The 20,401-nt window shown below is 59.2% G+C and carries 20 protein-coding genes and 2 pseudogenes; 10 read left to right on the top strand and 12 right to left on the bottom strand.

Annotated elements, in window-relative coordinates:
* Nucleotides 1–55: 55 nt before the first annotated feature.
* The gene (locus tag F2S13_RS16145; protein ID WP_166362500.1) at nt 56–412 is read right to left on the bottom strand and encodes a hypothetical protein; all 357 of its coding nucleotides are present in this window, start codon (nt 410–412) and stop codon (nt 56–58) included.
* A gap of 167 nt (nt 413–579) precedes the next feature.
* On the opposite strand from F2S13_RS16145, the gene F2S13_RS16150 reads away from it, so the two are divergent.
* The 8 genes and pseudogenes from F2S13_RS16150 (at nt 580) to F2S13_RS29850 (ending at nt 6,653) form a co-directional block, all read left to right on the top strand.
* Nucleotides 580–816: a hypothetical protein gene (locus F2S13_RS16150; RefSeq protein ID WP_166362502.1), complete on the top strand. Its 237-nt coding sequence runs from the start codon at nt 580–582 to the stop codon at nt 814–816.
* 101 nt (nt 817–917) lie between these two features.
* The gene (locus F2S13_RS16155; RefSeq protein WP_166362504.1) at nt 918–1,163 is read left to right on the top strand and encodes a hypothetical protein; all 246 of its coding nucleotides are present in this window, start codon (nt 918–920) and stop codon (nt 1,161–1,163) included.
* 164 nt (nt 1,164–1,327) lie between these two features.
* Nucleotides 1,328–1,540 carry a hypothetical protein gene (locus F2S13_RS16160; protein ID WP_166362506.1) on the top strand — a complete coding sequence of 71 codons (213 nt, stop codon included), beginning with the start codon at nt 1,328–1,330 and terminating at the stop codon, nt 1,538–1,540.
* Nucleotides 1,541–1,808: 268 nt separating this feature from the next.
* Nucleotides 1,809–2,711 (top strand): universal stress protein, encoded by a 903-nt coding sequence (locus F2S13_RS16165; RefSeq protein ID WP_166362508.1) that lies wholly within the window; start codon nt 1,809–1,811, stop codon nt 2,709–2,711.
* Nucleotides 2,712–2,848: 137 nt separating this feature from the next.
* Nucleotides 2,849–3,421, top strand: coding sequence for a hypothetical protein (locus tag F2S13_RS16170; protein ID WP_166362510.1), 573 nt, complete (start codon nt 2,849–2,851; stop codon nt 3,419–3,421).
* A 256-nt stretch (nt 3,422–3,677) separates the two neighbouring features.
* Nucleotides 3,678–3,932 (top strand): DUF1652 domain-containing protein, encoded by a 255-nt coding sequence (locus F2S13_RS16175; RefSeq protein WP_166362512.1) that lies wholly within the window; start codon nt 3,678–3,680, stop codon nt 3,930–3,932.
* Nucleotides 3,933–4,805: 873 nt separating this feature from the next.
* A pseudogene (locus F2S13_RS29845) lies at nt 4,806–5,795 on the top strand (methyl-accepting chemotaxis protein); the annotation flags it as partial.
* 102 nt (nt 5,796–5,897) lie between these two features.
* Nucleotides 5,898–6,653, top strand: a complete 756-nt coding sequence (locus tag F2S13_RS29850) for a methyl-accepting chemotaxis protein (protein WP_425500234.1) — start codon at nt 5,898–5,900, stop codon at nt 6,651–6,653.
* A gap of 267 nt (nt 6,654–6,920) precedes the next feature.
* Here the strand turns inward: F2S13_RS29850 and F2S13_RS16185 are convergent, their stop codons facing one another.
* Complete coding sequence (locus F2S13_RS16185) at nt 6,921–7,583, bottom strand: M24 family metallopeptidase (protein ID WP_166362516.1); 663 nt, start codon at nt 7,581–7,583, stop codon at nt 6,921–6,923.
* 224 nt (nt 7,584–7,807) lie between these two features.
* Here F2S13_RS16185 and F2S13_RS29455 point away from each other — a divergent pair.
* A pseudogene (locus tag F2S13_RS29455) lies at nt 7,808–8,212 on the top strand (TetR family transcriptional regulator C-terminal domain-containing protein); the annotation flags it as partial.
* 34 nt (nt 8,213–8,246) lie between these two features.
* Here F2S13_RS29455 and F2S13_RS16195 read toward each other — a convergent pair.
* Together F2S13_RS16195 and F2S13_RS16200 are read right to left on the bottom strand one after the other, a co-directional pair.
* Nucleotides 8,247–9,830 (bottom strand): GGDEF domain-containing protein, encoded by a 1,584-nt coding sequence (locus F2S13_RS16195; RefSeq protein ID WP_166362632.1) that lies wholly within the window; start codon nt 9,828–9,830, stop codon nt 8,247–8,249.
* Between the two features lie 213 nt (nt 9,831–10,043).
* Entirely contained in the window at nt 10,044–11,489 is a 1,446-nt protein-coding gene (locus F2S13_RS16200; protein ID WP_166362518.1) for a SulP family inorganic anion transporter, read from the bottom strand.
* 452 nt (nt 11,490–11,941) lie between these two features.
* Here F2S13_RS16200 and F2S13_RS16205 point away from each other — a divergent pair, with 452 nt between their 5' ends.
* Nucleotides 11,942–12,166 (top strand): hypothetical protein, encoded by a 225-nt coding sequence (locus F2S13_RS16205; protein WP_166362520.1) that lies wholly within the window; start codon nt 11,942–11,944, stop codon nt 12,164–12,166.
* A 19-nt stretch (nt 12,167–12,185) separates the two neighbouring features.
* Here F2S13_RS16205 and F2S13_RS16210 read toward each other — a convergent pair whose 3' ends face one another.
* The 8 genes from F2S13_RS16210 to F2S13_RS16245 all read right to left on the bottom strand — a co-directional run bounded on the left by F2S13_RS16210 (nt 12,186) and on the right by F2S13_RS16245 (nt 20,331).
* Entirely contained in the window at nt 12,186–12,518 is a 333-nt protein-coding gene (locus F2S13_RS16210; RefSeq protein ID WP_166362522.1) for a YceK/YidQ family lipoprotein, read from the bottom strand.
* Between the two features lie 144 nt (nt 12,519–12,662).
* Nucleotides 12,663–13,607 (bottom strand): ABC transporter substrate-binding protein, encoded by a 945-nt coding sequence (locus F2S13_RS16215; RefSeq protein WP_166362524.1) that lies wholly within the window; start codon nt 13,605–13,607, stop codon nt 12,663–12,665.
* Nucleotides 13,608–13,799: 192 nt separating this feature from the next.
* Nucleotides 13,800–14,396, bottom strand: a complete 597-nt coding sequence (locus tag F2S13_RS16220) for a DcrB/PsbP domain-containing protein (RefSeq protein WP_166362526.1) — start codon at nt 14,394–14,396, stop codon at nt 13,800–13,802.
* A 4-nt stretch (nt 14,397–14,400) separates the two neighbouring features.
* Nucleotides 14,401–16,377 carry a metallophosphoesterase family protein gene (locus F2S13_RS16225; protein WP_166362528.1) on the bottom strand — a complete coding sequence of 659 codons (1,977 nt, stop codon included), beginning with the start codon at nt 16,375–16,377 and terminating at the stop codon, nt 14,401–14,403.
* An 83-nt stretch (nt 16,378–16,460) separates the two neighbouring features.
* Nucleotides 16,461–17,315, bottom strand: coding sequence for a copper homeostasis membrane protein CopD (gene copD / locus F2S13_RS16230; RefSeq protein WP_166362530.1), 855 nt, complete (start codon nt 17,313–17,315; stop codon nt 16,461–16,463).
* 4 nt (nt 17,316–17,319) lie between these two features.
* Nucleotides 17,320–17,694, bottom strand: coding sequence for a copper homeostasis periplasmic binding protein CopC (gene copC / locus F2S13_RS16235; RefSeq protein ID WP_166362634.1), 375 nt, complete (start codon nt 17,692–17,694; stop codon nt 17,320–17,322).
* Nucleotides 17,695–17,777: 83 nt separating this feature from the next.
* Entirely contained in the window at nt 17,778–19,814 is a 2,037-nt protein-coding gene (locus F2S13_RS16240; protein ID WP_166362532.1) for a TonB-dependent receptor family protein, read from the bottom strand.
* A gap of 142 nt (nt 19,815–19,956) precedes the next feature.
* Nucleotides 19,957–20,331, bottom strand: coding sequence for a DUF2946 family protein (locus F2S13_RS16245; protein ID WP_166362534.1), 375 nt, complete (start codon nt 20,329–20,331; stop codon nt 19,957–19,959).
* Nucleotides 20,332–20,401 lie beyond the last annotated feature (70 nt).

The following is a 20,401-nucleotide window of genomic DNA, read 5'->3' on the forward strand; positions in this document are numbered from 1 at the left end:
CTGCACCGGTACCCGCCGAACGGTCACGTAATTTGATGCAGGTGGGGGAGATAGTCTACTGGTGGGATTTGACTGAAATCCTGGAGTACGTTGCGCTATCAGTTGTGGCGATCAGGCTGCGCCCATCCTTGAATTTTGCGTAGAAGGTCACTTCCTTTTCCTTGCTGCATAGCATCAAGCCCGCAACCAGACCAACTGGTCCCAGGAGCAAGGCTCCTGCCAATCCCCACCGAACAGCGCTGTGGCTATTGTTTACTATCTGCTCATCCGCAGCCTCCAGCTCCGCAATTCGCGAAATGGGAATTTTTCGCTCGCGAGAAGGTTGCAAGGTGGATTTCAGGGTGAAGATTCCACCCTCGAATTTGGCGTCGCCTGCCTGAAAATCTCCGGATTTGACCACTATTCTTGACATGTCGTGTCTCCCTTGCATGAAGTTGATCTCTGTTACTGGGCGCCATTGGCTGCGGAGTCAATGGTATTGCGACAAAGGGGCTGCCTGGCGATCACCGGCAGTCTCCGTGATGGCGTGAGCGGGATTGGTATGCCTTACTAATGCGTGAATTTCAGAGGAGTGCAGTGATGACTGAGCGCCATTTGGATCACGTTGAAACGCTATCGAACGGCTGCACGATTCAGGTAAAGGCCAAAATACTGAGAGATGGTTCTCTGCAGATGTTCGTCGGTGTGTACAACCCGGACGGCACCCCTGTAGCCGAGAATGACCACCCGGCGCCGGATCATCTGGACATGGAGGGCGCTTTTGACTGGGGTATCGATATGGCACGAAGTATCGGGAATCGTCATACGCCTCAGTAGGGATTCCCCAGGCATGGGGATCCTGGCCAGAGTTGCATGATGGCAATTTGTACGCTATTTCTGGATTTCCCGGCGCGTGCCAGATTTCAAGGAAGAGTGAAATGAGCGTGATGGTAGAGCGGCCTTATCCCGTGGATTTCGTCCACCCGAACGGGAAAAGAGCGAAGATCGACTTTATCTGGGGTATGCCCGACAACCCTGCACCAGTAGGCATTCGTGTCTGGGGGAGGGAGGGGCACGACGATATTTTGCTTGCCAGGGAAAGTTGGTCCTGGAAGAGCTTTGATGAAGCATTGAGGCGTGGAATCAGGCTGGCTACGAATTGGTGCGAGCGCGGTAACGCGTAGCGGCGAGGGTGGGGTTTAGTGCAACAGAGGTGGTGAATCGGCCGCCTGGCAAGCTCAGGCACTTCTCCCTGCAAGTGCGTCCTCCATGATCGGGTGGTGGCAATTTGAGATCATATGGGGTAATTGTGTCCTGTCCGGCATGGAGCCGGCTCAAGGAGAAATGAATGACTTCCGAACTCCGTCTGGCTGCGATCGAGCATTTGTTGGCAGCTTTACTCACCGAAGCTTCACGCAGTGGCGTGAACATTGTCGCCGTCAATTCCCGCGCCACTTCGTCTTTGCTGAGTAGTGATGGCCCGGATGGGCCGATTCAGAAATCACAAGCGATTGAAGCCTTGGGCGAGATCATGCAGCTCCAGGGGGCAAGGGAAATCTGATCGGCTACACTGAGTTCGCAGCCTGGGTCACGCTTGGCCTCCATCGGACTTGACGCTCAAGGCATTCGCGCCAAATTTTTGCTTTTTGGAATAGTGTGGCGCGTACATTCGATTGCCAGGGCGACTCGTCCTGCGCGCGTTGATTGAATGCAGGCGTATATTGGTATTGTCAATCCGGGAAGTTGAGGCGATAGAAAGTCGCCAAGGATTTTGCGAACGAGAGAGTCAGGGGTAACTGACGGGTAACCCAAAATGCTGGAGGTGCGACATGAGCCAATATCAACGCCTCTTCCTGATTGTCGGCCCCACCATGCGTCACACGCCGGCGATGGAGCGGGCAGTCGCACTTGCCAAAGCCACTGGCGCGGTGCTGCATATCTCGGTATTCATCGAAGACGTCGACATTTTGGGATTGATGAGCGGGGATGAACAATTTCGCGAGATCTGTCAGCAGGAGAACCAGAAGTGGCTCCAGGATGAAGCCCAACTGATCCGCGGAAATGGCGTTACGGTGACCACCGAAGTTGTATTGGCTCGCGATGTACTGCAAGAAATCCTTCAGCATGTGACGGACTTGCAACCGGATCTGGTTATCAAGGACGTCCACCACGAATCAGCACTCAAACGGGTATTTGTCACGCCGCTGGATTGGCATTTGTTGCGCGATTGCCCGGTTGCCGTACATCTGGTCAGCGAAGTCCGCTGTCCTCTTCCGCGAGTGGTAGTGGCAGCAGTGGACCTGTCGCATCCTGACCACCAGATCGTTGCCATCAATGATCGAATCATCCTGGCCGCGCATCGGATGGCAATGCAGTGCAATGCAGAACTGCATCTGCTGCATGCCTTCGATCCATCGCAAACACATATCTCGGATGCCGGTGCCGGCGCCGTGACGATGCCAGGCTTCAGCAACGACGTGCGTCGTTCACTGCATACGTCCTTCATTGCGTTGGCTGACAGCTACCGCGTCCCTTCTGAACGACAACACTTCATTGAAGGGGCGCCAACCAAAGTGATGTCCGACTTCGCAGCCCACAGTCGAGCCGATGTGATCATTATGGGAAACACGCATCGAAAAGGGCTGCACAAGCTGATTGGCAGCACTACAGAGCACGTCCTGTATCAAGTGCCGTGCAATGTTTTGGCAATAAAGGCACAAGTGGATCAGTAAATCTATGGATTCTGAGAAGTGAACCGGCATAGGCGGCCGGGTTCCGAGCTTGTTGATGCAAATATTAATATGTATCATTTGTTTTCAACCTCGGGAGGCAGGGAACGCATCGCCCATACAACAATAAGGTCAAGGCAATGCTTAAAATGCTTCTCGTATACGGCCATCTGCTCGCCACTTGTATAGCCTTGGGGCGGGTGTTGCAGGCTGATCAAAAGCTTTGGAGTTGGCGCAAGGAAATACTGGATCAAGTGCGCCGTGAGTATCTCGAAGAAACTCAAAAGATCGTCACCCTTGCGCTGCTGGCTCTTTGGGGAAGCGGCTTGCTGTTGGTGCTTCAGGGTTACCTCAATGAGGGGGCTGCCTATCTGCTCAATCAGAAGCTCTGGGCCAAGGTGACTGTCGTCACACTGCTTACTTTGAACGGTGCGTTGTTGCATCGAGTCGGTTTTCCGCTGTTGCAAAAGGCTCCCTTTGTCTTGTTACGCAGCTCAGGGCGTACTCGTCTGGCGCTCTTGGGTGCACTATCCATGAGCGGCTGGTTATTCGCCGCTTTCCTGGGGGTGGCTCGAGCGTGGAATCATGTGTTGCCTTATCTATATGTGATGGGAGCATTTGCCATGTTCTCGCTACTGGCTTGCTCAGTAGCGCTTGCAGTCGCCAGCATGGCGGGCAGTGTCGGCGGTGAAGAGCCTTCGGTCTCGGGGTAGTCGTCCTTGCACGACCGGGCGGAGGGGAATCAAGGGGCATTCTGAAGTTTTTGCGGGGCGCCCCTGGAGGATGTGACTAGCCGATTGCAGGCTGCTGCCAAACGATCTAACGGGCCATGCGTGATGAGGCATAGACTGAAGACTAGCCTTCTCCCGCCAAGCTCAAAGGGAGGGTGATCTGGCCTGCAGTCGTTGCGCGTCTGATTTTTACGCTATGGCAAGAGTTTCTTGGCTGGCTCCTGTTGAGGTAGCCACCATGCTTTCCACTTTAGAACTCCGACACCTGATCGAGAGAAGCTTTCTTCCGATGTATTGCGCATGCTCAGTCACGGCTGACAACTGTCTGACAGTGCGGATCTATGGTCCGGATACAGGGCGGATAGATCTCTTCGCCTCTGGAATCTCCTGTGCCGAACTCAACTGCAATCGGGCGATAGAGAACCTGCTCACCACTCTTCGGTCCGACCTCAACGCACATACCGAGCAGCTTTGGCTCGAACGAAATCATTGAGTGCAACGACTCGAGTTGATTGGGGCTGGATAATCTGTGGCATTCCAGAGAAATTTCGAGCACTGAAACGAAAAGCCCGGCTTCAGGCCGGGCTCTCAGTAGATGGGGCCAAATCCTTTTGGCTAACAGCATTGTGCGCTGCAGGTGTGACGAAACCATGACAGGACAGGGCAAAATGTTCTGCACTGGACCGAGTTCCGATTTCGCATTTGTTGTGCCAATAAGTGCGCGTGCGTAAGTCCATCCAAATCAATGGCTTAAAGTGGGCAATTGCAAAATGGGATCATGCAGCCTGCATGAAGAGCCATCTGGAGGGTTGCAGATAACCGCTACAACAGCTCTTGAGCTCCGCGCCTGCAGGTCGGCCAAGGGTTGATTCAGGCAGAGACGGTTTGTCGCAAGATTTGACGCAAAAAATCTCTGCCTGCAGCGCTGAGGATACTCACGCCATCGCTAACCTATTGTAATTAAATAGTTTTAATTATTCAGGCATGAAAAGTGCTGGTGACTGATATCAGGTGGCCATCGCCCGCGTCGTTGAACGTCCACCCGCTATCTCCCCGCACAAGGACTGCTTAAATGCCCCTCAACCGACTTTCCATCCAGTGGAAGATCACTCTGCTGGCCGGCCTCTGCCTGCTGGCCATCGTTGCCATGCTTATCGGCATATCGCTCTACCGCATGGATGCCGGTACCACGCTGGTCAAGGCGAGCAGTGCGCAGATGCTCGAAGACTCGGCCCGCGAACGCATGCAGGGGGAGGGCAAGGTGCAGGCGTTGACCATTCAGCGCTATTTCATGTCGGCCTACCAGGACGGCCTGAACTTCACCCATCAGGTACTGCGCCAGCGCCGTCAGGCGCAGAAGCTGAATATGGAAGGCCAGGCCTTGCGCGAGGAGCTCAACCAGCAAATCAAGGAAGCCTTGCAGGCCAACCCGCAATTGCTCAGCCTCTACCTGGTATTCGAGCCCGATGCGCTGGGCGGCGACGATTCCGCCTTTGCCGGCCGCGCCGAAACGGGCAGCAACGAGCAAGGCCGCTTCGCCACTTACTGGGCGCAGCGCGGTGAAAACCTCAGCACCCTGGTGGTGACCGAGGGAATGATCAGCGACGCCACGCCCATGCTCGACGGCAGCCCTTTCAATACCTGGTTCAACTGCCCCCGACAAAGCCTCAAGCCCTGCCTGTTGAACCCCTATTTCGATGACGCCTCGGGTCAGAAGACGCTGATCACCACCTTGACATTTCCAGTGATCGAGAACGGTCGCATGATCGCGGTGGTCGGCATGGACATCAGCCTGAGCAATCTCCAGCAGTTGGCGACGGCGGGCAGCCAGGGCCTGTATCAGGGGCAGGGCGCCATCAGTATCCTCAGCCCGGCCGGCCTGCTCGCCGGCCACAGTGCGGATGCCGGCCTGCTTGGTCAGAACCTGTCCCGGGCCTACCCGGGCGAAGCGGCCGAGTTGCTGGACTTGCATCGCCAGGGCCAAGGACATGAGCGGCAGGCCAGGGGTCACCTGCAGGTGCTGGCACCGCTGCAACCTATTCCAGACGCCAAGCCCTGGGCCGTTCTGTTGGACGTAGCCATGCCGACCCTGCTGGCGCCGGCCATGGCCCTGCAGCAGGATCTGGATGTGCGCAATACCCAGGGCACCTGGTGGGAGTTGCTGCTCGGAGTAGCTGCCGCCATCGCCGGCCTGCTCCTGGTGTGGTTGACCGCGCGCGGCGTGACCCGACCTATCCTGGGGGTCGCAAGCATGCTCAAGGACATCGCCAGCGGTGAAGGCGACCTGACCCGCCGCCTCGACTACGCACGCAAGGATGAGCTGGGCGAACTGGCCGGCTGGTTCAATCGCTTTCTCGACAAGCTGCAACCGGTGATTGCCGACGTGAAGCGCTCGGTGCAGGACGCCCGCAGCACCGCCGACCAGTCCGCGGCCATCGCCAGCCAGACCAGTGCCGGCATGCAGCAGCAGTACCGTGAAGTGGACCAGGTGGCCACCGCCTCCAACGAAATGAGTGCCACTGCCCAGGATGTCGCCCGCAGCGCGGCGCAGGCCGCTGACGCTGCACGTGGTGCCGACCTCGCCACCCGCGAAGGCCTTGGCGTCATTGGTCGCACCACCAGCGCCATCGATGCCCTGGCCCGCGACATGAGCAGTGCCATGGCGCAAGTCGAAGGTCTGGCGGCCAACAGTGAACAGATTGGTTCGGTGCTGGAGGTGATCCGCAGCATCGCCGAGCAGACCAACTTGCTCGCCCTCAATGCTGCCATCGAGGCCGCCCGCGCCGGTGACGCCGGGCGCGGCTTTGCTGTGGTTGCCGACGAGGTACGCAACCTGGCCAGGCGTACCCAGGACTCGGTGGAGGAAATCCGTCAGGTCATCGAAGGCCTGCAGAATGGTACCCGCGAGGTCGTCGGCTCGATGAGCAATAGCTACCAGCAAGCGCACGGCAGCGTCGAACACGTCGAACAGGCGGTCGCCGCCTTGCGTCGAATCGGCGAATCGGTTTCGGTCATCACCGACATGAACCTGCAGATCGCCAGCGCGGCCGAGGAGCAAAGCGCCGTGGCCGAGGAGATCAATCACAACGTGGCGAGCATCCGTGACGTCACCGAATCCCTTTCCGGGCAGGCCGAAGAGTCGGCCCAGGTGAGCCAGGCATTGAACCGCCTGGCCAACCATCAGCAGGGACTGATGCAGCAGTTTCGGGTCTAGCCAATCATAATTGTGGAGCAGTATTTGCAGACTACACCCCATCAATCATCAAGATGGGGTCTTAGCCATGACGAGCTCAGAGACTTACTTCCTGGTTTCCGTGACCGCGATAGTGCTGCTGCTTGATGTGTGGGCCTTCACCGCAATATTTTGAAGTCGGCGCGAAAGCAGCGGGGGCAATCGGCCTTGTTCTTTTTCCCCAGAATCGGGTTCTTGTCTGGGGAATTGAGGGGGCTGCCGGGATCACTGCGCGCAGGCGTACGATGCTCACACGAGCAGATCTTCATGGAACGCCCCGAAAGGCCAATAAGGGTGCGCGATCTGGATCTCGAGTATCCAGAGGCCGCCGTTCGGACAGGCGCTGAAGTCGCCCAGATCACCGGCACGGTAGATCGCGTGCGGAAAGTCGCTTACCCGATGCCCTTTGATGTCCAGGTTCAGCTTCCAGCCCAGGGCTTTGGCACGGCTTTTTGCATAGCGATACAGTTCGACGCCAGAAACCCGCGCGCTTCTCCAGTACGCCTCGACCTGGTCGAACAGGGTCTTGGCTGCCGCTGCACACTCGATCATTTCGGCATCCGATCCCGTCACAAAGGTGGCACCTGCATCGCCTTCATGGCCATCCCAAACCACACCCAGGTCGATGAAGAAAATGTCATTCGTGCCAAGCTCCGGGTCACCCTCGGAGCGCTGCTTGAAGGTCTTGAGGGTATTGGCACCAAAGCGTATCAACAAGGGATGCCAGATACGCTGCATGCCTAGCTCGGTCAGGATCTGCTTACCGGCGGCTGCCGCTTGAGACTCGCGCATGCCGGGCTCGATGATTCGGGCAATTTGCTCAATGGCTTTCCAGCTCATCTGCTGTGCATGCTGCATCGATGACAGGTTGTAGATCTCGCCTACGGCTTCCTTGGCGTTTGAAACGGACATTCGAAGATCCTCCGTGGAAAAGTGGACTCAATCGCTATATACATTGATATATTGCGCTCTGCCATGGCAAAGAAACAACGGAGCGGCTGTCGTAGGCAGAGAGTGGAACAAGCGATGGACATTACAAGCCCCGAAGAACGATCCAGCATTGCAGCAAGAAATCCGAGAAGCGCCAGTGAGCGGATTCGCAGCCTTATCCTGAGCGTCGCCAGCGAAGGACTCAAGCCCAGCCCAGCGCCTCTGCAGTGTTCGCCATCGAACTGATGCATGGCGCGCGGCGCTTGCCAAAGGAGTATAGGGAAGATTTGCACACCCAGATTCAACGCAGCATTGCCTGCCTGCAAAACTGGATCGATCGAGGCCTGCTCGCGGCAGTGGACCCGCATCACTTGTTACTCACCCTTTGGGCGGTTACCCAGACCTACGTCAACTTTGGCCGGCAAATCTCGGCGATCACCGGCAAGCGCAAGGCGGATGAGGCTGACTATGAAGCCGTCATCTCAACCATTACACAGATGGTCGTGCGAGGCACCGCGCCCGAGGCACGCCCGACGAGCACGAATCGAAAACCTGTGAGTGGCAGTTCTGGATGTCTGGACAAAGCATTCTTGACGTTGAGCCAAAGCTGATTGCCCTTATCGATGTCCGAGGCCCCATGATCACTCACCCGCAAAACCCCTGGATTCGAACGCTGCTGTTGTTACCGCTCAAGGCAAATCCATCCCGCCCAAGTAGCTTGACGTCATACATGGCCTGGTCTGCTGCCTTGAGCAACTCATCGAGGCTCTCGCCATGGTTCGGACATAGCGAGATTCCGATGCTGCAGGAGATGGACAGTTCCCCTGCTGTTGTCACGATCGGCTTCCCGATGGCCTCCAGTATCCTCTGGCCCATGATTTCAGAATCCGCGGCGTTGCCAAGATCTGTAAACAGAACAACAAATTCATCCCCCCCGTAGCGCGAAACGGTGTCACACGAGCGAGTCTCCTGAAGCATGCGAACTGCTACAGCTCGGAGAACCTGGTCACCGACTTCATGGCCGCATTTATCGTTTATTTCCTTGAAATGATCCAGGTCGATCAACATCACAGCAAACTGAATCCTGTTTCTTTTCCAGCGCGAGAATGCCTGATTGAATCGATCGGTAAAAAGATAGCGGTTCGGTAACTGGGTGAGCACATCATGGGTTGCCAGATAGGCCGAGCGCTCGTGCTCAAGCTCTGCCATCTCTATTGCCTTGAAATGCCGAAAGAGAACAACCGGCATCAGAATGAGGGCCGCTGCCAGAACCGCCAGGATCATCATCGCTTCCGTAGTCAGGACATCCCCTAGACGTAACTGGCGCTCAAACACCAAGGTCATGGGTTGTGAAGCACTCCTGATTTCGACCCGATCATTCAGATGCGGCAGTAACAAACGGTCCAGGATACCGGCCTGCTCGGGCTCCATTGAAAACACAAGGCTGTCGGAATCGGCAGCGGTCCCGAGGACGGCATTGATGCGAACCAGCGGGTCTGCCCCCGCATGATTTACAGCCTCCAATATCGAGCCGGTCTTGATCAACAGCAACGCTACCATGGTGCTGCCAAAAAAGTTGGGGCGAGAATTCTCTCGCGCCTGTTCTGGCCGACTGACTGACTGCATCAGAATATAGGCGTCTGCGCCTTCGTACATCGAGAACACGGGCGATACAACGGGCTTCAAATTATTGTGGGTCAGGGCCAATGCGGAGGATAAATAGCCGACAGTTTCCAGTTTGACGCCATATATCGCACTGGCTTGCGAGAGTTCCGGATACATGAACAGTACGGGCCAGGTCTCGCTGAGATAGACCTGATGCTGGGCAGGCTGGTGGGTGAGGCTCGGGAAGTCCTTGAGTTCAAAGTCCGGTCGCCACGTGCGGCGCAACAGCGTTTCAAAGGCGGCCTGCTCGGGAATGGGTACCCCCCGTGCTACCTCGAGCATGTATATATGAGGGTAAGCGGCCAAAACGGCAGCGGCATAGCGGGCCGCTGCATCCGTGTCACTCTGGTCGACGGCCTGGAGAAATGCCGAGAAGCCTGCCAGGACAGCTTCGTTGGTGTCCAACTGATTGCGCACGACGCTGGAAATATTCTGCACGTATTCGGAGAAACGGGTTTTCCAGCGGTGAGTCTCGGATTCCAACAACAATTGGGTCAAGAAACCAATCAGGCCGACGGCCAGGATGATGATTCCCACGAGAGAACGTCGGCGTTTAGTCAGCATCATGCTTATTTTCCAGCTTCCATGGGGGCACCGAAGAGTTGAGTCGGCGAACTTCTGCGCCGGGGCGGACCCTCACATGGAAACTAGCAAAATGCCATAACAGCGTCCATCTCACGTGGACCTTTTCCGGTGGCCTGCATCACGAAGCATGCTGCTAACACCACGTGTCCTCGACCTGCACGTTATAAAAAAGTACCTATTCACGCACAGACCTCAGTCGTGATGCACTTCAGAGCGCTTGAGCAGTTGTTTGCACCGCTCGGACAAGTGAAACACGCGCAGGTGCTTGCCGGCCTTGGCATAGCGCTCGCGCAGCGTCTTGAGCGCGGCGATGGCCGAGTAGTCGACGAAGGTCAGGTGGCGACAATCGAGGGTCACCTGGGGCGGGTCGTTGGCAGGGTCGAACTGGTTGAGAAAGGGTGCACTGGAGGCGAAGAACAGTGTGCCATGCAGGCGATAGAGCTTGCTGCCGTCGGCTTCCAGGTAACTGTCGGCGTATAGCTCGCGGGCCTGCTGCCAGGCGAAGTTGAGCGCGGCAATGATGATCCCGCACAGCACGGCGGTGGCCAGATCGGTGAACACCGTAATGGCCGTCACCGCGAAGATCACCAGCACATCGTTCAGTGGCACCTTGTTGAGCACCCGCAGCGAGGCCCAGGCGAAGGTCTGTTGCGCCACCACGAACATGACCCCGACCAGTGCGGCAAGCGGGATGCGTTCGATCAGCGGCGAAAGAAAGAGCACGAACAGCAGGATCATCACGCCGGCGACCACACCGGAGAGCCGTCCGCGGCCGCCGGAACTGAGGTTGACCACCGTCTGGCCGATCATGGCACATCCACCCATGCCGCCGAACAGACCGGAGACCATGTTGGCCGCCCCCAGCGCCACACACTCGCGATCCGGGTAGCCACGGCTCTCGGTGATTTCATCGGTGAGGTTCAGCGTCAGCAGGGTTTCCAGAAGACCGACCAGGGCCATCAGCACTGCGTAGGGGGCCACGATGCGCAGGGTTTCCAGACTCCAGGGCACCTGCGGCAGGGCCAGACCAGGCAGGCCGCCGGCAATGTGCGCCATGTCTCCAAGGGTGCGGGTTGGCAGACCGAGCAGGTATACCGTCAGGCCGACACCAAGGATCGCAACCAGCGCAGGCGGCGCGGCGCGGGTCAGGCGCGGCAGCAGATAGACGATGGCCATCGTCAATGCCACCAGCCCCACCATCAGGTACAGCGGTGTGTCGCTCAGCCAGGCTTCGCCGCTCTTGAAGTGGTCCAACTGAGCCAGGGCGATGATGATTGCCAGGCCATTGACGAAGCCGAGCATCACCGGGTACGGCACCATGCGCACCAGCTTGCCCAGCCGCAGCAGGCCGAAAGCAATCATGATCAGCCCCCCCAAGAGCACGGTGGCAAGCAGGTATTGCACGCCGTGCTGCACCACCAGCGCGACGATCACGACGGCCATCGATCCAGCTGCGCCGGACACCATGCCGGGCCGCCCACCGAACAGCGCGGTCAGGGTGCAAATGAAGAAGGCACCGTATAGCCCCATGAGCGGATTGAGATGGGCAACCAGGGCGAAGGCGATGCACTCGGGCAGCAGGGCAAAAGAGGTGGTGAGTCCGGCCAGGACATCGGCGCGCAGACGTTTCGGGTTCATGGCTTACCTAACATACAGGCCGGCGAAACCGACCGCAGGGAGTGGCGGGGACGGAGGGCTGTGGATGTTACGGAATTGAAGCGGGTGAGGCCAGTTGTTGAGTTGTGTCAACTGGTCCGAGCGGAGATCCGGCATTCAAAAGCGACCGACAATCGCCGCGGCCGTCTCGATCGAGGGCGGTTGCCAAAGGCAGTGAACGGTCAGGAACAACCATTGAACGGGCCGGCAATACGGTCGGCGTAGCCGCTGCCGCCAGGCTGCGCTCGCGCGCGAAGCGGGCGCAGGTTCTCAAGATTGCCGGGGGCCTTGCGGCCCAGCGTCGCAGCGGCGCACCGAGCCTTCGGCAGCGGCTACAGGGTTCGCCGTTTGCCCCAAAGATAGCGCTGAGCCGGTATCATTGCGCGATTGCAACACCTCAACCTCCCGTTACAACAGATGCGTAGTGGTGCTTCATGCGAAGAGAAATTGGTTACTGGGATCGTGAGGGCAGGGAGCTTTTCTATTACCTGGAGTTCGATGCAGAGACGGCGGAGTTTTTCATCACCTGCGAGCACAAGCCGCGCGATGGCGAGGGAAGCGTCAGGTCGGTGCCGCTACACGAGGCCCGCGGCGAGCGCTACTACAACGATGCGTTGCTGATTATCAAAGAGGAGCTGTTCAAGGATTACAGCATCTGAGCGTGTGTCTGAAAGCGAGCTATTGCTTGTGAGCTATTTCGATGCTTCCCTCATCGTTCTGCCGAACAATGGTGTAGGGCAAAAGCAATGTGTCCAATGCAGCTGAAGCTATCGAATCGATGACCGGCCAATACACGTTTTGCACAGTTCCATAGTTATCGGAATCGGCAGGTGGTGCATGGAGTATGCAGAAGTCATACATGACGCCACTATAGACCCGCGGGACCGTGCCGCAGTAGCTACTGGACTTGGCGAGATTGCGGCTGGTAACCGAGTCATCCCTGAATACCGTGTTGATTGTCCCGCAGCCCGTCACAACCAGGGTCAACATCGCTAAAACTGCAGGTTTCATAAGTTTGTCCATGAGCAAGCGGCAAGGCGGGGCATTGTTGCCATCAAGTGTATTGGCCTCGGTTGCCGGCAGCCAGTCGGACGGGGCTGATACTCAAGTAGGACCGCTCAGGGGCAAGGTCGACCCTTGCCCCATTATCGCCTCTCAGTTGAACGCCTTGGCAAACGACGTATCGATCACCGCTTTGGTATCGAATGCCTTGGGCAGCGCGCCGGTCTCCAGCAGAAAATCAGCGGTGCCCTGGTAATCCGCCGCAGCGCTGGCGTCGACCGGGCCCACGGTCATGTCGGCCTGGCCGATCCAGTGCCGAGAAACTGCCTGGTCCAGGCCGGATTTCCTGGCCCACAGATCGGCGTAGGCCTCCTTGTTCGCCTGAACCCAGGTGCGGGCCTTTTGCAGACGTCCGAGGAAGTCGGCGATGGCGGCGCGTTTTGGCTCGATCGAGTTGGCATTGGCGGCGATGCTGGAGAGTCCGGGCATCAGGTTGCGAGCGGTCAGGATCGGCCGTGCACCGGAAAAGACTTGTTGCTGGGAGATGTAGGGTTCCCATACCGGGAAGGCATCGATGCTTCCTTGTGGCAGCGCTGTGGCGGCGTCGACGGGCATCAGTTTGACGAATTCGACGTAGTCTTTGGGCAGGCCGGCTTTTTCCAGCGCGCGCAGGGTCAGCTGCTGGCTCCAGGCACCCGGCCAATAGGCGACTTTCTTGCCCTTGAGATCCTGGATGGTCTTGGCTGGTGAGTCCTTGGGCACCAGCAGGGCGATGGTGTCGGGGTTCTGCCGCGAAATGCCAATCAGCTTGACCGGTGCGCCCTTGGCGGCGAGGAAGATAAATCCCGAATCCCCCAAAAAGCCCAGGTCCAGGGCACCGGCTTGCAGCCCTTCGGCGACCGGTGCGGCAGATTGAAAGTGCTTCCAGTCCACCTTGTACGGCGCCCCTTGCAGGACGCCCGAGGCTTCTACCGATGCTCGCACGTTGTAGTAGTTCTGGTCGCCGACAACCAGGGTGACGGGTTCGCTGGCGTGGCTCAACGGGGTTGCCAGTGCCAGGCTGGCCAGGCTGTTGCGGATCAGGCGGATCAGGTTCATTGCAGTCCCTCGGAATAAAAGCGTTTGCTTGTCTATCCAGGGAATTGCACGGCGCATGCCAACGCGGTTTGCCCCGTAAATGGCGGGCTGGCGGGGTGGTTGCGCTGTTGCCGCAGCGCAGAACTGTTCGCCCGGCAACAGTTGATCAGCACAACGACCGCGTCCGCACAGTCGTGCAGCGCGGTTTCTTACTCATTTTTTGGGCGCGGAAGCCGAGTCGATGATTTGCTTGACCATTGCGCCATGCCCGGCCTGGTCGTCGACACGGGAAACGACCTGGACCACCGCCATGCGCTTGCCCGAACCTGCGAGGAACGTGGTGTTCAGGGTTTTGCCGCCACCCATGCTCGACAGGCTGTCGATCTGACGCACGCCAAGCCCCTTGAAAGTCAGCCGGGTTTCGCTTTCTTGCTTGAAGTCAGGCAGGGCCGCGCTTTGCTGGTCGATGAAACCGGTCACGGCGCCATCGAGGAAGGCATCGTCATTGTCGCCCGCCACATGGTCGCCGGAAAGCGGGTGTTCGGCGACGATCACCACGCGCTTTTGCGCCTGGTTGACGTACAAGGTCCCTTCAGCGCTGGCGTTGTTGTCTTCCCCGGGCGGCATTGCGCTGGCGACATACCCGCTGGGCAGGCTGAAGGTGAGTTTTCCGCCCAGAAGGGAGACCTTCACTGCCGTTGCCGTTGCCGGTTTGGGGGCGGCCTTGCTGGCTGCCTGAACGGTCATGCCACCCAGGAGTGTGGTCACTGCCAGGGCCCAGGCCAGGGCGTGTTTGCTGAAAAGTGTCATGGGGTTACTCCTGGATCACGGGGCGAGTCACGGATTGAGTGGCGGCATCGCGGTCGTCGATGAACTCCGTGGGTGGCGAACCGTCGGCGTTGAGCTGGAAGATGCGTTCCGGTTGGCCTTTTTCATTGAAGAACACCTGGCCGATGCCTGCACTGTTCCAGAGGCGCTCACCGGCGTTGCTGTGCTGGGGAATGCGGGGCTTGACCTCCAGGCGCCGGCGTTTGGTCAGCCAGTTGAGCGGGGAAGCGGGTGCGTAGAGCCAGCGGTTGAGACGGTCGAGCCAGGCGAGCAGGCGTCTGGGGAATTCGTTTTTCACGCCACTGCTGGTGATCTGCCAGACCTTGGGGCCGCCGCGACGATGGCGGATCAGCACCTCGTACACGAACGAGTAGTGCACGTCGCCGGAGAGAATCACGTAATTTCCGGGCGTACGCGAATGGGTGAATATGTTGAGCATGACCTGGGCCGCGCCACGATGGGCCATCCAGTTTTCTGCATCGACCATCAGCGGGTGGCCCAGGCGGCTGAACACCGATTGAATGGTTTCGATCAGCTTGACGCCGAAGACCGGTGCCGGTGAAACGATGATCGCCGAGGGGTGATCGAGCAACGCCTGCTGGAATTCGCTGAGCGCTTCCCAGTCCAGCAGCCCCGATGGCCGCTTGAGGTTGCGCTCGCTGCGCCAGCGTCGGGTGCGGGTATCGAGCACCACGAGGGCGGGTGTGGTCGGCAATACGTATTGCCAGTCGTGGAAACGTCGCAGGTCTTCGATCAGGTTGTCCTGAACGACGCTGTCCAGGTGGCGGCTGCCGGGCTGCGTCATATCGAGGGTTTTGGCCAATGGCCCGGCGAACGCATCGGGGTTGTTGCCCCAGCCCTGGCAGAGCATATAGGCGATCAACGCATTGCCGATGATGCGTCGGGAGAAGGGATGGCCGTAGGCGGTTTCTTCCCATTGCGCCGAGAGGTTCCAGTCGTCGGTGACATCATGGTCATCGAATATCATCAGGCTCGGCAAGTGGGCCATGGCTCGCGCGGCGCCACCCAGGCCGGTCTTGAACGCATCGATACGGATTTGCTCGAGCTGGTAGCGTTCACGCGGCTGCGCATCGAGTGCCGGCATCTGCGGGTCGATCAGGGTCCAGGGCGTCGGCGACCAGACCAACAGGTACATCGCCATGACCTCGGCCAGGGTGACCAGATGGTTGTCGGCATTGCTGCTGGTGAAAATCGGTTTCTCCACGCCGCCGAAAAAGCGCTCGCGCAAGGATTGGTTGGCCTGTGTCGCCGGCAACAGGTCGGCGCGGTGGTAATAACTGGCAGGGTGCTGGTAAAGCGCTGCGCTGTCATCGACCACGGCGCCCGCAAGCCGTTCATGGCACAGGCCCAGCCGCTCGATCAGGGCATGTATCGCCCGCAACATGGGGCCGGCGACATCGTCGGTGTACACCTGATCGCCGCTCATCATCAACAAGGCCGGGCGTTGTTGCGGCGCGTGGTCCTGTGCCAGCAGGCGGTCCACGCACAACAACCCCTCCGGGGCCGGGTAATGGGGCTTGCGACAGGAACCATGGAGTATCTGGTCGATGCGCGAGCGCAGGACGAAGTTGGGCTGACGTGCGCCGTCGTACAACAGGTGGGGTGCCCATTGGGCGATGCCTTGGGGAGTGCTACCGTCCGCCTCGATCAGCAGGTCGTAGTCAATCTGCACATCGCAGGGCAGTGGGATTTCCAGCGGCAGATCGATCAGGTGCACAAAGGCATGACGGCCGATGGGAATGATTTGGCAGTGTTTGTCTGCAAGCGGGTAGTCGAAGCGTCGTTCGCCAGCCCCCGGAGCAGTAAACGCCAGGCGCAGGGTGAGTGTCAGCGCTTGGGAGCCGACCAGCCACAGCAGTAATCGGTTGGGTTCCAGGCGGCGCAGCAGCGGGCCGACGAGCACTGCAGGCAAATCGGCCGGCCTTGGAAGAGGCAAGGGCATCAGGGGACGAACTCTGCGATAACAAGCGATCAAGGATACCGCAGCAAGCACGGGTTAGTCGGCTTGTAACCCTTTGGAACAATTCAGAAACCGAGCATCGGGGCCAGTGTACCCAGCAATGAGACCGCCGCAACGGCGCCCATGCCCAGCACCCATTCGCAGGTCACGCTGGTACGCAATACGCCCAGGCGCCCGGATCGGCTGATCAGCCGGTTGAGCAGCGCCAGCATCAGCATCGCAATGACCAGGCTCACCTTGATCAGCAGGATAAAGGCAAACCCGGAAAACAACGGGGTCGGCCAGAACGAGCCGCTGAGCGCCCGGACATTGATCAGCCCGGTGACGATGATGCCGGCGACCAGGCAATATCCGATGCTGCTGAATCTACCCAGCACCGCTCGGATATCCTGAGACGCCGGCGGCACCAACAGCAGCGACAGCAGCATCAGACCACCCAGCCAGGTGGCGACGCACAGCAGGTGAATCGCCTGATTGAGGATCAACAGTTGCCCGGCGATGCCATCGAACATGGCTCCGTGGCCGACGGGTGCCAGGGTGGCCAACAGCAGGCCGCCCAGTACAACCTGCAAGAGGCCTGTATCGCGGTGCACGAGCAAGCTGATCAACAGCAACAGGTTGAAGCCCAGGTGCCAGCGCCAGACCTGGCCGAAAAACGTATCGCCGAGCACCAGGCGCAGGGTCTCCCCATCAAGGGCGCCTTGCCAGGTGCCGGTCATGTTGGCGCTGGTGAGCATCAGCCAGGCCACGCCACTGGCCAGGGCCAGGAGCGCAAACAGCCGCAGCAGCCAGTCGAGTGTCCGATTCCTTGTCAGCAGCGGTCCGGCGCCCAGGAGAAACGGCCTGAGCAGGCAGGCCCCGAACATCAGCAACACCAGCGAAAAGTGCAGGAAACGGCAAAACACGATGGCGCTCTGCATGGGCTCAGTTGCCTACCTTGAAGCTGTAGTGACCTTCGCTTTTGTGGGCGTCGACCGAGACGGCGTGCCATTGCACCGTGTACTCGCCTGCGGCAAGCGGCTTGGCAGGGGTGACCACGAGCACTTTTTTGTCGCTCGGATCGGTGGCAATGCTGTTCGGAACATCTTTGCCGCCCGCGTCTGTAAGGGTGACCTTCGTGAACTTGGCCTCGATGCCTTCGGAGAACTCCAGCTTCAATTCCTGCGGTGCCGATACGGTGCTGTCCTGGGCCGGTGTCGTGCTCTTGAGGTGAGCGTGGGCGAAAACTGCGCTGCTGCCGGCAAAGGCGGCCAGCAGAACGACAGTGTTCACGGCTTTTCTGGCGAATCGAGTCAGCATGGGGTGGCTTCCCTGGTTGATAAGTGCGGCAGTCGTCAGGCGGATGTCGATGAGCTGATAGTAGCGGCTGGCGACGAATTTAATCACATCCGCCACTCCAGGCCTGCAAACAGGCCACGGCCATCACCAGGCAGGAACTGGGCGCTGTCTTGCCCCTTGGCGTCGGCGATTACCTCGGTCGTTGCGACATAGGTCTTGTCGGAGAGGTTGCGGCCTTCTACGAAGAAGCCCAGGCCTGTCGCCGGCCGGTAGCCGCCTTTCAGACCCCAGATCGCATAACCGTCGGCATACAGGGTTTCAGCCTGGTCGACGTTGTAGTGGTTGGGCACCCACTCGAAGGTCGGGCCGGCGTACCAGCCGTCCAGTTGCCACAGGGCCTCGCCCTTGATGAATTGACGCGGGACACCGGCCAGGCGGTTATCGCCGTAGACCTTGTCGTTATCGAAACGGAAGTCATTGAACAGGTACTGGCCGCGCAGCACGAACTGGTCGAAGGTCAGTGAACCGCCCAACTCGATGCCCTGGTGAATCGTGTGATCGGCATTCACTGTGCCCAATGGCTGGCCATTGCTGTCGTTGAGCACGAGCAGTTCGTCATGGATCTCGCTGCGGTATACCGCCAGGTCCAGGTCGAGGATATCCCGCGACCAGCGCATGCCGACCTCAAGGGTATTGGCCTTTTGCTCGTCGTTCTGGGTGACCACCTGACCGCCGGTGAGTTCGCTGAAGGTTGGCGGCTCCAGGCTCTGGCTCAGGTTGGCAAACAGCTGTACACCTTCGGCCAGATCATGGCGTACGCCGATCCGTCCGATGTAGCCCTGATAGGTGGCATTGAACGACTCATCCTGTGGCAGGCAGAACGCCGAGACGAAGGCGTTGCACTTGAGGCGATCGTCGACGTCGCGCTCCTGGTGCAGCCAGGCCCCACCACCGATCAACGCCCAGCGTTCGGCCACCGGGATCTCCAGTTCGCCGAACGCATTGAGGTTGCGCGCGGTCTGGTGCAGCTCGTTGACCTTGCGTCCTTTTTGCCCCGACACGTTGATGTAGCGCGAGTCCCAGTTGCGTTCCTGGTTGGCTTCCAAGCCTGCGATCGAGCGCCAGCCTTGCGCGTTCTGCCACTTGTGCGCCAGACGCGCACCGTAGTCTTCGCTATCGATATCCAGCACCTGGAAAATCGGGTGGAACAACGACTTCTCGCTGTAATAAGTGGACAGTTCCAGGCTGTGGCTATCGTCCAGCTGCAAGGTGCTGATGTTGCCGATCCGGTTGAGGTTGAAGTCGCGCTGCTGGTCGCCCTTGATGCTGTCCGCCGAGGCCTGCCTGGGGTCGCTGCGCATCTGCGCCTTGGTCAGGTTGCCGGGCAGATCCGAGTCGGTTTCCACGTGGGTCAGGTAGAAGCGGGTCGCCAGACGCTCGTTGATCCGCCCGCCGAGGTTGGCGAAGTAGCGCTGGTTATCCTGCCTTGCGTGATCGCGGTAGCCGTCCTGATTGGAGTCGGAAATACTCAGGAACCCGTCTGCATCGCCGAAGTCCTGGGCGAAAGCGGCATAGCGGCGCTGATAGCCGAAGCTGCCGCCCTCGTAGCGCAGGTCTACCGGTGGTGCGGTCTCGCCGGTGGGCGTGACGAAGTTGATTGCACCGCCAAGGTTGGCCGCGCCGTAGCGCCAGGCATTGGCACCGCGCAGCACCTCGATGTGGTCGGTGGCCAGCGGTTCGATGGTCTGGAAGTCGAAGCTGCCGTCAGCCAGGTTGACCGGCGCACCATCCTGCATGAACAACAAGCCGCGCCCATGGAAGGTGCGTTGCAGGCCGGAGCCACGGATCGACAGGCGTGACTCTTCGGCCCCGAAACGTGGCTGGATGAAAACACCCGTGGCCAGGCCCAGTGCATCCTGCAGGGTACTGCTGCGCCCGGTCTTGTAGGTCTCGGCATCAATCACTTCGGCACCGCCAGGGATATGCGAGAAATCGGCGCGCTTCTCGCTGATGGTCGGGGCGGTCGGATCGGAGCGGTACTGGTCTTTGATCAGCGTTTCGCCGAGCTCAACATGCTCAGCGTGAGCAAAAGGGATCAGGCCCAGGCTCAAAGCCAGACTCAGCAAAGGAATATGGCGCATCGTGCGCTCCTTGTTTCAAATTTTCAGGCGTTCGAAATGGCAGCCGGAGTCTTTTCAGGCCGGGCAGGCACAGCTGCACCATTCAGACAGGCACGTGCGGGTGCCTGCAGCGAAGGTGCAGGTGTGAGTGCGGCGAACGAACCTAAGGAGCGGGGGGGTTGGCGGGGGGCCAGGTGAAGCGGGGAGAGGTAGTGGTGCGTTGGTCGGTACGGACGAACGTCTTGCCAGCGGGGCGCATCAGCCAGGCGATGCACAGCAGTGCGGCGATGCTCAGGGTAAAGGTATTGCACAGAGGGCAGCCCATGTTGGGCATCAGGCTTGGGTTTTTCGAATCACCTGGATCGCTGTCCAGCCCGGCTCCGGAACTATCGCCCAGCGAGCAAAACAGGCCACCGATGCCATTGAGTTGCAGACCGCTTTGCTGGCCGTGATCGATGCTGCAGACCAATGCACTGAACAGGACGCAGGCGTAGAGCATCCAGGCGATCAGTGAACGGTGGCTGCGGACAACATGCATGGGGTGGGCTCTGAGGTTGCAGGTCTCGTACAGCAACCCCGGCAGCAGAGTTCGGAGTCGCTGGAATCGA

The sequence above is a fragment of the Pseudomonas akapageensis genome (assembly GCF_011355085.1).
In the GTDB taxonomy this organism is placed as follows: Bacteria; Pseudomonadota; Gammaproteobacteria; order Pseudomonadales; family Pseudomonadaceae; genus Aquipseudomonas; species Aquipseudomonas akapageensis.